Source organism: Corynebacterium sp. HMSC064E07, assembly GCF_001815745.1.
Classification (GTDB): Bacteria; Actinomycetota; Actinomycetes; order Mycobacteriales; family Mycobacteriaceae; genus Corynebacterium; species Corynebacterium jeikeium_D.
Genome location: NZ_KV821800.1, coordinates 1 through 11,776 on the forward strand (window position 1 = coordinate 1; position 11,776 = coordinate 11,776).

The following is an 11,776-nucleotide window of genomic DNA, read 5'->3' on the forward strand; positions in this document are numbered from 1 at the left end:
TGGCATGCGGACACACTTTTCTTTACTTAACCCTTTTAGGGGGTGGGCTTTTGGAGGGGGCTTTTTTGGGGGGCGGGGAGCAAAGGATGCGTTTATAGGCTGATTAAAGGGCAAATGCCTGTCGGGGCTGGGTGTCGGGCAGTTCTCTGTCACTTATGGCCACGCTGTCGGAAGTCCCGGTCAACATATGGATGAGCTATTCACTTATGGCCACGCTGCTGCGTATCGATAGGTGAATAGGGCATCGATAAGACAACGCAACACCGACAGCGGGACAACGCAACACCGACCGCAGAACAACGCAGCATCGACGCAACACCGACAGCCGGAAAATCACAGGTCACGGAGAATTCACATCTGTAACTCCAGCCCCATGCTTCACAGGAGTTACACGCGTATGTAAAGTGGGCTTTGTTTTTAAGTCATAAGCGTCGATAGGGCTGGTCTCGGGGAAGGGCCTGCGCTATGGGCGCTTTTGGCATTTTTCTGTAAAACCTTCCAGAAAACCCCACAAGCTGGGGTGATTTCTCTGAGAAAAATATTCTACGATAGAGCCATGTCAGAGGTGCTCTTTGTCAGTAGTTCAAACATGGGACTCTCACGCGTACTAGAAGGGCTGCTGCGGCAAGCTGCCCCGGGCCTGACAGTTTTGTCAGCAGGTATCAGCATCGATGATGATGACCGCGGTCTGGATGAAGACGCGCGGCGTGCACTCTGTGAGGTGGGGGCACGGTGTGATGGGGATCCTCATCAGCTCACGCCATCTCTCGCAGACAGTGCGGATGTGGTCATTGTCGTGGGGAAAATCGACGTTTCGGACTACATTGCGCCAGATGTAGAGACTGAGCGCTGGGAATATGATGACCCAGCTGACCGCGGCATTTATGGTTATCCCCGCTACGCGCAATTGCGGGATTTCTTCACTCGGCGCGTCAATACGCTGGCGGAACGGTTTGCTGCCTAAATAGTCGCTGACTTCATAAAAGGTGGGGCGCGGGAACCGTCGTAAAGCATGTGCTGAAGCCGACACACTTTTGTTTTCGGACAATAATACCCGCGTCCGTCCGGTCAGCACCTAATGTAAGTAGTTATGTCTATTGGTCCCTCGCTGCGACGCACCCTGTACAAGCTTGCTGAGAAAGAGATGTCCCCGGCTAAGGCAAAGTTCTTGCTGAACATTTGGCCGCCGCTGTTTGGCACCGGCATCCGTATCACCGAGATTGCGGATGACTGGTCGGCAGGTCGGCTGGAGCTGCGCCTGAACGCTCTGACTGCGAATATGCACGGCGCGGCATTCGGCGGTGCGCTGTTTTCGATGACGGATGTGCTGTTTGGCACGCTGGTTATGCAGCGCCTGGACGTCAAGAAGTACGAGGCATGGACCCGAACTGGGTCGTTTGAATTTATCCGCCCAGGTAAGAACGGTGCGTACCTCGAGGTAGAGGTGCCGGATGAGATGGTCGAAAAGCTTAAGGCCGAAACAGAAGGTGGCTATTCGACGGTCGTTCCATACACCTCTGTAATCCGAAACCGCGATGGTTCCCTGGTCGGTATTGGCCAGCAGGAGCTCTACGTGCGCCGTCGTGGTCGTAAGAAGCCGCCGGCCAATCCGAACCAGCAGGATTGTGTTGCCGGTGAGAACCTCATCTCTGCTGCTCGCACTCTTGCTCGGCTGGGGATGCGCGGGGTGGAAAACCGTGATGTGCTCGTCCAGCAGGAACGCACCGCACGACGCTGCATTTCGCCAGAGTCGCGTGCAGTCGCATGGCTCCACGGCGTCCTTGAGTACGGCGATGTCACTGTCGACGACTACCGCGCCGCAGGGCTTCCCGACGTCGTCATCGAGGCCCTCACCTCCGATAACCCCTCGCCAGCTGCGCAGCAGCTGCTTGCGGATGTCGTCACCGCGCGCGAGTCGTTGACCAAGTTCTAGGTTGAAGCTCTACGCCAATAGCCGAGTGATCAGATCGATCACTTCGGGGTCTGTTTGCTGCTTCCAATGCGCAACAGACCTGCCCTCCAGCTCGGATTCGAGCAAAACAGCTCGACTGTCCGGCAGGAAGCTCTGCGCGGTATCGGACCACGGAATGACCAGACTGTCATGGTGGCTGATGACGTTAATCCAGTCAGGTGCAGCTGCCTTGCGCCCTCGGAGGTGTGGGGCAGTGTTGGCTGCAGGAAGTTCATATTGTCCTGCCGCTACCGCAATTTGATCGGCTAAAGCCTGTCCCATTAGCCAGCGGGCAGGAGCCCCATTCCACCAGCCCAAAATGCGGGAGATCTCAGTCAGATTTACACCGCCGACAGAGCCCGACACACTGATGACACGTCGAAACGAAAAACGCTCGCATTCATGGTTTGCAAGACGCGTAAACAGCAGGAAAGCCAGTAGCCCACCCTGCGAGTGAGCCACAATATCGACCGTGTCCGAGTTCGTTTCAGTGCAGACTCCGTTGATATAGGCCTCGACTTCGGCGACAGAATCTACGAGGGCAGCAGTGCCACGGTCTCCGTAGGCCGGTACATAGACTCGGCGGCCGCGGGCACGGAGTCCGTCGGCAAGCGGTGCCCACGTGCCGGGACTATCGAGCGTGCCATGAAGTGCGATAACCGGAACGGGGTCTCTGAGGTCCCCCGACGCTGGACTTGGATTTGGCAGGGACGGATGTGCGGCTGTCGGTGGGAAAATCCGCGTTAGGAGCGGTCTATTCCGCATGCTCGATTGGGTCAAAATCCTCGCCTACCAGCTTGAATAGTGCCTCGCGAGTAAGCGCGCGGGGGCGCCAATCGTGCGCCATCTGCTCATGCAAAACGATGGCTTGAGGGAACGTGTCCTGCACATAGAGATTGGTGACCATGCCTGTGTCACCATCATCCAAGAAACAGGACTGTGGAGGGGAAATGAGCTGGTCATACTTGGTGGCAATGCAGGTGTAAGTAACACCGGGACCGAGGATATCGTGGGAATTGGAGTTCAAAACCATCTTTGAACCCGTGAGCTGTTCCAAACCGGAAACGCCCCAATAGCTCTGCACAAAGTTGCTCATCAGCGACTTTGTGCCGGGGATCTTAGTGATACTGGAAGCGATGCCGCCCAGATTGGTGCCGTGATTGGGCGCGGCAAGGCAGACAACATGCTTGATGTACTTGGAAATGCGCAGAGAAAGCAGGGTGGCAATTAAGCCGCCTTGCGAGTGCCCCACGATAACGGCGTGCTTTGCGTCAGTGGCGTGCAGGACAGCCTTGATGTAAGGCACGAGCATGTCGATGGACTGATTGATGGGGTCTGTTGCACGGTGCCCAAAATCTGGCGCGAAGACAGCCCAGCCATCCTCCCGTAACTGACCGCCGAGGGTCTCCCAAATGCCCTTGACCTGGCCTGTTCCATGCAGGAGGATGACCGGCCACGGCCGGGATTTGGACACTTTGGCTCCCCAGTTATCTTCGAAAACACCGCGCAGCGGACGGAAGATGGCATAGGGGAGCGATGCTGATCCTTCAGCTGCAGCCGGTTGTTGCGCCTCCGGTTCCTGCGCTTCAGGGGCAGGGACTACCGGAAGTTGTTCTTCCCGAAAATCCTCGTTTGAAGCGGCGATTAGCGCACCAACTTTCCGTCTTCGTCAGTCCCGAGGGCCTTCCGTAGCTTGGCGGCGGCCTCATCCATGGACTCTGCGGAAGGATTGCGATCTACCGACTGTAGGTTGTACCCGGACATATCGTGGGCAGGGAAGATATGAATGTGCGTGTGCGGAACCTCGAAGCCGGCGATGAGGTAGCCAGCACGCGGAGCGTCAAAAGCGGAGACAACAGCCTGACCAACCTTCTGGGCAACCTCATTGAGGTGGGCCCATAGCTCAGGCGAGGCGTCCGTCCACTTGTCCACCTCTTCAACAGGGACGACCAGCGTATGACCAGGCGCAATTGGCTCGATGGTCAAAAATGCGACGACCTTGTCATCGCGGTAGACAAAACGACCGGGGAGTTCACCGTTGATGATTTTGGTAAATACTGTGCTCATGTGCCAAGGGTAACCCGAATAGCGGATTGAGGGGTTGGGTGCGATGAGAGTTATCCGGGCTGATTAGTAAGATGATTGCTATGCGCATCCTCGTAATTGGCTCCGGTGCCCGTGAGCACGCCCTGTTGTACGCAATGAGTAAGGACCCGCAGGCTACTGATCTTCACGTAGCCCCTGGTAATGCGGGTATGAGTGAAATTGCAACCATGCATCCACTGGTCGTGGATGACCCCGCTGGCGCTGTTGCGCTGGCCAAGGAAATTGGGGCCGATTTGGTTGTTATTGGCCCTGAGGTTCCGCTGGTCGCGGGTGTGGCAGACGCGCTGCGCGACGCTGGTTTCGCAGTCTTCGGACCGAACGCTGACGCAGCTCGGATTGAGGGGTCCAAGGCTTTCGCTAAGGACGTCATGAAGGCAGCTGGGGTAAAGACCGCCTCGGCAGAGGCCATCCAGCCGGAGGCCTCCGACGAAGACATCGAGGCCGCCATTGACCGCTTTGGCCCGAACTGGGTCGTGAAGGATGACGGTCTGGCTGCTGGCAAGGGAGTCGTGGTCACTAAGGACCGCGCTGAAGCTCTCGAACACGCAAAGGCTGTTCTGGCCGCCGGTAACCCGGTGCTGCTGGAGTCCTTCCTGGACGGCCCGGAAGTTTCCCTGTTCTGCCTGGTCGACGGCGAAATCGTCGTCCCGCTGTTGCCGGCTCAGGACCACAAGCGCGTCGGTAATAACGACGAGGGGCCGAACACCGGTGGCATGGGTGCTTACAGCCCGCTGTCCTGGCTGCCGGAAGGCGCAACTGAGCGCATTGTCACCGAGGTCTGCGAGCCGGTCGCTCGTGAGATGGCCGCTCGCGGTTGCCCGTTCCAGGGTCTGCTGTACGCAGGTCTGGCCTGGGGCGAGGACGGCCCGGCTGTCATTGAGTTCAACTGCCGTTTCGGTGACCCGGAGACCCAGGCCGTGCTGGCGCTGCTGGAGTCCCCGGTGGCGCAGCTGCTCAACGCCGCTGCTACCGGAACATTGGCGGACTTCGGTCCGCTGTCTTGGCGTGATGGTTACGCTCTGACTGTTGTGCTGGCCGCTGAAGGCTACCCGGTGTCGACGCGCACGGGTGATGTCATTGAAGGTGCAGAGCCTGGCCGTGAGGCAGATGGCATTCTCCACGCAGGTACTGCCCGCAATGCTGCGGGTGAGCTGGTCTCCGCTGGTGGCCGTGTGCTCAACGTCATCGGCGTTGGTGACACGCTGGAAGAGGCCCGCGACAAGGCGTACGAGACCATCAAGACCATTAAGCTCGAGGGCTCGCACTACCGCACCGACATTGCACTACCTGCAGTTGAGGGCCGTATTTCCATCTAAATAATGCTTGAGGTGGTCCGGCTGCACTCGGATGCCTCACTGGTGCACCCACCCGGGATGAACTGGATTTCCCGGGTGGCCTCGGCGGCTGCAAAGATGAAGGTATGCACGCCGAATCTCCGCAGTCGCCAAAGTCGTCGCAGTCACCGCAGCCGTTAAACTCCTCGCAGTCACCGCAGGCATCCCAGCCCCAGCGCGACCTAGCATCCCGCCGTTGTGAGGTCGCACCCTTCCATGTGATGGATGTTCTCGCGCTCGCACAGGAGCGTCAGCGCACTCACGGTGACGCTCTATTCCTCTGCGTGGGACAGCCCGCGACCGCGGCCCCGGCTGCCGCGATTGCCCGTGCGCGTGCTGATTTAGAAAATCAGGTTCTGGGCTACACAGCGGCCGTCGGCACGCCTGAGCTGCGTGCAACCATCGCCGCCTGGCATCGTGAAAACTACGGCACGGCCACGGAAGCCGCTGATGTTGTCATCACTACCGGTTCTTCCGGCGGTTTCGTAGCGCTCTTCCTCGCAGCCCTCGATGTTGGCGACGACATCGTGCTCGCGCGCCCGGGCTATCCCGCATACCGCAATACGCTGCAGGCGCTCGGCGCCAACATTGTCGAGATTGACTGTGGTCCTGAGACTCGTTTCCAACTCACCGCCCAACACCTGGAGGCACTTCCGCGCGTGCCCAAGGCCGTGATTGTCACCAGCCCGGACAACCCCACTGGCACCATTATCGATGCCGACGAGCTGCGTGCCATTGCGAAGTGGTGTGAGCAGCACGATTGCCTGCTCATTTCCGACGAGATTTATCACGGCATTACTTATGGCCGACAGTGTGCGTCTGCACGCGAGTTCTCCGACGCGGCGGTCGTGGTCGGCAGTGTCAGTAAGTACTTCTCGATGACCGGCTGGCGCGTTGGCTGGCTAATCGTTCCCAAGTGGCTGCGTGCGCCGCTTGATCGCCTCGAAGCCAACCTCACTGTCTGTCCACCGGCAATTTCGCAGGCAGCGGCGGTGGAAGCGTTCAGCCCCGAGTCCATTGCCGAGCTCAATTCGCACGTGACGCGTTACGCACGCAACCGCGACGTTTTGCTCGAGGGGCTGCCCCGCGTCGGTCTCGGTAATATCGCCCCACCCGACGGCGGTTTCTATATCTACGCCAATATCGCAGGGCTTTACGACGACCCGAACTCCGTCGACTCCATGACTTGGGCTCGGGAACTGTTGGCCGCAACGGGCGTGGCCGTTGCCCCTGGAATCGACTTCGACACAGAGAACGGCCATCAGTGGGTTCGCCTCTGCTTCGCCGGTGAGACGTCCGAGATGGAAGAGGCTGTTCGGCGTATTGGGGTGTTCACTGATCGTCGTTAAAACGGCTTTTAGTGGCGCTCGCGGTGTGATTTACCTCACCCTTTTAGGGGTGTTTTTCAGTCGGGCGAGATAGGGTGCTCGACGGGCGAATCGCTGCTTTAAACCCTCTACCGACGGTCGCTGGTAGAGCCGATGTTGGGGGCATTCCTGGAAGGGGCCGTTGGGGCTCTGTTTTCTTGATCGCCGGTTTGCTGTAAAGGCGGAAAAACTGCCTCAGATTGAGGGTTCTGTGGCTGCGGTCACATCAAGTGAGGCTGGGGTTGGGTCGATAGTGGGGTGGGGTGGCCTTCGCGGCAGCATCTTTGACAGCCGGCAGCTCTGTCGGTGGTCTATTTCCGCTGGCAGGGGCCCCTTTTTCTTTAATTGTCGATGGGGTTGACCTCTGAGGAACTGGCGGCTATCCCTGCGTGGGGTGACGATTGAGCGCGGTGTGTAACCCACATTCAATGTTGGCTGCAAGCGCTTTTAGTGGGGATAGTTTATGTCTGACCAAAAGAGACTTCCGCGCCCTGTTTTTGGTTGTGTAAAAGCGTGATTTTTGAAGCCGTTATCAACGGCAGTAAAGCGAGGTATGGGGCGGCGTCGAGGGGCGCTGTTTGTGGCTCAGTGCCTGAGCTAAAAAGCGTCCAAAAGTTAACAAAAGGTTAACTAAAAATAAAGTTTAGCGCTTGCCAGGTCTTGTGTTGTCGTCTACGGTTGCAAGTCATAAGTTCCAAACGATTCGATGAAACGACGTTTCAACTGCGGAATCGCAAAGAATCGGTTGGAGAAGTCCAACAATAAAGATCAAAGAGATCTTAAGAGAGGTGACCTCTGATGAACGCATTCAACGAGATTATGGATACTGTGTCCCCGATTTTCCAGGACGGCAAGGAATCCAAGCAGGATGCGCTGGCATCGCTGCTTGCCGAAGCCATCGTGGAGGCGAACCCGAAGCAGGGCATCGCCGCCGACGATCGCCGTGCTGCCTAACAAGAATTAGCTTTGGTCCGATTCCTGCTAGGCAGCTAGTGGGGAAGCAATCCCTACTGGTTATTCCTACTGGTTCAGGAACTCCCGGACCTGCTCCATATCCTTATCACCGCGACCCGACAGGTTCACGAGCAACAGCAAAGGCTCATCGCCTTCGTGAACCGGCAGCCCGAGCTCGCTAACAGCGGCAGGGTCGGTTTCACGGAGTCGCGCAATCTTAATGGCCTGCGCCAGCGCATGCGAGGATTCCATCGCCGGAATAATGCCCTCCATGCGGCTGAGCAGCTGGAACGCTTCCAGCGCCTCCTCGTCGGTAATTCCGACATAGCTGGCGCGGCCATTCTCCTTCAGCATGCCGTGCTCCGGGCCAACAGACGGGTAATCCAAGCCCGCCGAGATGGAGTGCGATGGCAACACCTCGCCGTCGTCGGAAAGCATGACAAATGAGCGCATGCCGTGAAGGACACCAGTCTTGCCCGCATTGATGGGCGCGCCGTGACGGTCGGTGTCGAGACCCTCACCTGCGGGTTCGACGCCAATGAGGGCGACATCGGAGTCGTCGATGTAGTTAGCAAATGCGCCGATGGCGTTGGAGCCGCCACCGACGGCTGCGATGACAGCGTCGGGAAGCTTGCCGTAACGCTCGGCCATCTGACTGCGTGACTCCTCCGAGATGACCTGCTGGAATTCACGCACGATAGTGGGGAATGGGTGCGGTCCGGCGGCTGTGCCCAGCAGGTAGAAAGTGGAGTCGAGAGTCTTGCTCCACTCGACCAGTGCCTCGTCAATAGCATCCTTCAAACCGGCCTCGCCGGTGGTGACGGGAACGACCTTCGCGCCCATGAGCTCCATGCGCTCGACATTGGGGTGCTGGCGGGCGACATCGTGCGCGCCCATGTAAATCTCGCACTCAAGTCCCAGCAGCGCTGCGGCCATCGCGGTGGCCGTGCCGTGCTGGCCTGCGCCCGTCTCAGCAATGAGACGGGTTTTTCCCATGCGCTTTGCCAGCAGCGCCTGGCCGACCACGTTGTTGCCCTTGTGCGCGCCGCCGTGGTTCAAGTCCTCGCGCTTGAGCACAATCGTCGTGTTCGGCGTGGATAGACGTCGGCATTCGAACAGCGGGGTTGCGCGGCCGAGGAAATCGCGACGCAGTTCTTCCAGCTCGTGCTGGAACTCCGGATCGCTCATCGCCTCGATGTAAGCCGCTTCCAGCTCATCGAGTGCTGGCAGCAGGAACTCCGGCACTTCCTGTCCACCGAAGCGACCGAAAAATGCAGGCAAGAGGGTTTCGCGCACCTCGCCCGCGCCGTTAACGCTTGCCGACGGCACCCTGGTTGCAGTCGGTGCTGCAGCCTTGGCGATGGCATCCGCGCTGGGGTTGTAATCAGTCATTGAAGAGAGCCTTTCGTTGCTGTTGTTTATTTCAGCGGGCCCTGGTTCTCTTCGCCGAACCGATAAAAGAAAAGAGCCCGCCAGATTTATCTTCTTGCGAGCTCGTACTTGACGGGTTTGCCGTCGACATTAATGAGATGACGTGACGTTGCTCGCGGACTTAGGCGAGCCACCACCACTGTGCGCCGCACGGCGCGGGTGTGTTCATCAGGGGTGTCATCATGAATCTGACCATAACTCAAGGTTTCCGTAGTAGCCAAAGCGGGGTGGGGTGTGGGGGCGGGGATGGGGCACGAAATGTGTACGGGATATCGCAACGGTGTCTGGGGTCGTAAAGCAGCTCCCCGCTAAGTCCCGGCATATGCAGAGGCGGAATATCAGCATTCCCCTCGACATCGCTGGCCACGAGGACTAACGTTCCGATGGTGATTACGCTGTCGCGGCAGGCCACTAAAACACGTCGGGGAGTTCGTCCCACGACGTTGGTGGTGTGGTGTTATGTCGCCTTGATAACCGCTGGCACGGTTTTGTTAATGCTGCCGATTTCGGCGGTCAATAGCCATCCTACGGGGCAGTGCGCCCCGAGCCCTGGGGATATGTGTTTGCCCACGGCGCTGTCTGATGCGCTGTTCACAGCCACCTCGGCAACAAGCCTGACCGGCCTGATCACCGTAGATACGGCCACCCATTGGTCAACCTTCGGCAAGGTCGTCATCATGTTGTTGATTCAGCTGGGTGGTCTCGGGTTCATGACCTTGGCTTCACTTTTCGGCCTCTTCGTAGCAGGAAGGCTCGGCCTGAACCGCCGTGCCGGTGCCCGCGTTGAAGGCCGCGGTATGGATATGGGCGAGATTTCGTGGGTTGTCCGTGCTGCCGTTAGCTTCACTCTGTTGGTGGAGTTTGTGGTGGCAGTGGCACTTACGCTGCGGTTCCACTCCGGATACGGGTATGGCTGGGGAAAGGCTGCATGGGAAGGCTTGTTCCATGCCATCTCAAGCTTCAACAACGCCGGTTTCGCTCTGTATACCGACAATGTCATCGGGTTCTATAGCGATGCCTGGGTGCTTTTGCCACTGGCCTTCGCCCTCATCGTGGGTGGTCTGGGTTTTCCTGTTTTGCTCGAGGCCTGGCGGCACGGCAAAGCGTGGCTTAGTGTCTGCACTCGAGGACAGCTGCCTAAACGCTGGTCGCTGACTACTCGCTTCACCATTAAAGGCACGATTCTGCTGATTGCTTTGGGTACGCTCATGGTGGCTTTTGGGGAGTGGTCCAATGCCATGTCTGGATTCACCGCGGGGGAGAAGATACTCAACTCATTCTTCGCTGGTGTGAGCCCGCGTACCGCGGGGTTCAACGCGCTCGATTACGCGGAGTTCCATCCATCGACACTGCTGGGCACTGACTTCCTCATGTTCATTGGTGGTGGCACCGGCGGTACTGCAGGTGGCGTGAAAATCACGACGTCGGCAGTCATTCTCGCCGCTGTTCTCGCGGAGATTCGCGGTGACACCTCCGTGTCCGTGGCTAGGCGGCGCCTCAACCCAAAGGTGCTGCGCCAGGCTCTCGTTGTCCTTGCCTTCGGTATCGGCCAGGTATTCCTGGCAGTAATCGCCGTCAGTTTCCTAGCACCACAGTTTTCTACTGACCAAATTCTTTTTGAAGTAATCAGTGCTTTCGCCACGGTAGGCCTTTCCACAGGTATTACCGCCGACCTGCCGGTGGCAGCACAGGCAATCTTCATCGTGCTGATGTTCACCGGACGTGTTGGCCCAATCGCCTTGGCGACGGCCTTGGCCGCCCGCCCACGCCAGCGCGTCTACGAATATCCAGAAGAAAGGCCCTTCATTGGCTAACTCGAAATTCAACCCGTTTGCTGGTTTTGCAGATCATTTCTCCAACCAAGCCAGCTCTTCGCCTGTTGTCATCCTCGGTATGGGGCGTTTCGGACAGGCACTCGGCGAGGAGCTGGTCGCTGGCGGTATCGAGGTTCTCTGCGTAGACCATCGCGAAAAGGTGGTTCAGGAGCTGTCCTCGACCTTCGACCACGTGGTCACCGCCGACACCACCATGCCGGAGGTACTGAAGCAGCTCGGTGTCGATGAAGCCGAACGTGTTGTTATCGCCATCGGCAGTGACATTGAGGCTTCATTGCTGACCGCGTCTGCGCTGGTGGATATGGGGGTGCCCATGATTTGGGCAAAGGCCGATAACCAGGCCCACGCCAAAATCCTGGGCCAGATTGGTGTGCACCACGTCATTCGCCCGGAGGCCGACACCGGTCGTCGTATTGCGCACCTCATCGGCGGCAAGGTCCAGGACTTCCTGGAGTTCGACCGCGATTACGCAGTAGGCAAGGTCGCGCCGCCAATCCACTGCCTGGATAAGACGGTGGCGGAGATTAACCAGAGCGCACCGATTACGGTTGTCGCCGTACAAAAGCGCGGTCAGCGATTCCGCCCTGCGCTTGCCGACGACCGCATTTCCGCAGGTGATCTCCTGATTGTCTCCGGCGCTATTCGGCAGTTGGAGACATTCGCCGGAGAGTAACAGGAAGCGACGGAGTCCGTGCACGCGGGGCTCCGTCGCGATGGAAATCAACGACCAACAGTGTGGAAAGGCGGGGTCCACGCCCAGCTCAACGGGCTGCAAATGTGAAACTGTGCGAGTTTATG

General features: G+C 58.4%; 11 protein-coding genes. 7 read left to right on the forward strand and 4 right to left on the reverse strand.

The annotated features are described in order from the left end of the window. Positions 1-589 precede the first annotated feature (589 nt). Entirely contained in the window at positions 590-964 is a 375-nt protein-coding gene (locus HMPREF3053_RS01310) for a hypothetical protein (RefSeq protein WP_141698013.1), read from the forward strand. 126 nt (positions 965-1,090) lie between these two features. Then, the gene (locus HMPREF3053_RS01315) at positions 1,091-1,933 is read left to right on the forward strand and encodes a PaaI family thioesterase (protein WP_070601118.1); all 843 of its coding nucleotides are present in this window, start codon (positions 1,091-1,093) and stop codon (positions 1,931-1,933) included. 9 nt (positions 1,934-1,942) lie between these two features. Here the strand turns inward: HMPREF3053_RS01315 and HMPREF3053_RS01320 are convergent, their stop codons facing one another. The 3 genes from HMPREF3053_RS01320 to HMPREF3053_RS01330 all read right to left on the reverse strand — a co-directional run bounded on the left by HMPREF3053_RS01320 (position 1,943) and on the right by HMPREF3053_RS01330 (position 4,018). Next, positions 1,943-2,716 (reverse strand): alpha/beta fold hydrolase, encoded by a 774-nt coding sequence (locus HMPREF3053_RS01320; RefSeq protein WP_070767136.1) that lies wholly within the window; start codon positions 2,714-2,716, stop codon positions 1,943-1,945. Then, a complete protein-coding gene (locus HMPREF3053_RS01325) occupies positions 2,706-3,425 on the reverse strand; it encodes an esterase/lipase family protein (RefSeq protein ID WP_049172143.1) in 720 nt (239 codons plus the stop codon). The genes HMPREF3053_RS01320 and HMPREF3053_RS01325 overlap by 11 nt, the downstream gene beginning before the upstream one ends. Positions 3,426-3,595: 170 nt before the next feature. Then, on the reverse strand, positions 3,596-4,018 hold the full coding sequence (locus tag HMPREF3053_RS01330; protein WP_049172147.1) for an HIT family protein: 423 nt from the start codon (positions 4,016-4,018) through the stop codon (positions 3,596-3,598). Positions 4,019-4,098: 80 nt separating this feature from the next. On the opposite strand from HMPREF3053_RS01330, the gene purD reads away from it, so the two are divergent. From purD to HMPREF3053_RS11050, 3 genes are all read left to right on the forward strand, one after another. After that, positions 4,099-5,373, forward strand: a complete 1,275-nt coding sequence (purD, locus tag HMPREF3053_RS01335) for a phosphoribosylamine--glycine ligase (protein WP_049172166.1) — start codon at positions 4,099-4,101, stop codon at positions 5,371-5,373. 239 nt (positions 5,374-5,612) lie between these two features. Further along, positions 5,613-6,740 carry an aminotransferase class I/II-fold pyridoxal phosphate-dependent enzyme gene (locus HMPREF3053_RS01340; RefSeq protein ID WP_049172167.1) on the forward strand — a complete coding sequence of 376 codons (1,128 nt, stop codon included), beginning with the start codon at positions 5,613-5,615 and terminating at the stop codon, positions 6,738-6,740. A gap of 816 nt (positions 6,741-7,556) precedes the next feature. Then, a complete protein-coding gene (locus tag HMPREF3053_RS11050) occupies positions 7,557-7,712 on the forward strand; it encodes a hypothetical protein (protein ID WP_162837147.1) in 156 nt (51 codons plus the stop codon). 66 nt (positions 7,713-7,778) lie between these two features. Here HMPREF3053_RS11050 and trpB read toward each other — a convergent pair whose 3' ends face one another. Further along, entirely contained in the window at positions 7,779-9,104 is a 1,326-nt protein-coding gene (gene trpB / locus HMPREF3053_RS01345) for a tryptophan synthase subunit beta (protein ID WP_065421660.1), read from the reverse strand. Between the two features lie 422 nt (positions 9,105-9,526). Between trpB and HMPREF3053_RS01350 the strand changes: the two genes are divergently transcribed. After that, positions 9,527-10,957 carry a TrkH family potassium uptake protein gene (locus HMPREF3053_RS01350; RefSeq protein ID WP_038626542.1) on the forward strand — a complete coding sequence of 477 codons (1,431 nt, stop codon included), beginning with the start codon at positions 9,527-9,529 and terminating at the stop codon, positions 10,955-10,957. Further along, a complete protein-coding gene (locus HMPREF3053_RS01355) occupies positions 10,950-11,651 on the forward strand; it encodes a potassium channel family protein (RefSeq protein WP_049172150.1) in 702 nt (233 codons plus the stop codon). The genes HMPREF3053_RS01350 and HMPREF3053_RS01355 overlap by 8 nt, the downstream gene beginning before the upstream one ends. Positions 11,652-11,776 lie beyond the last annotated feature (125 nt).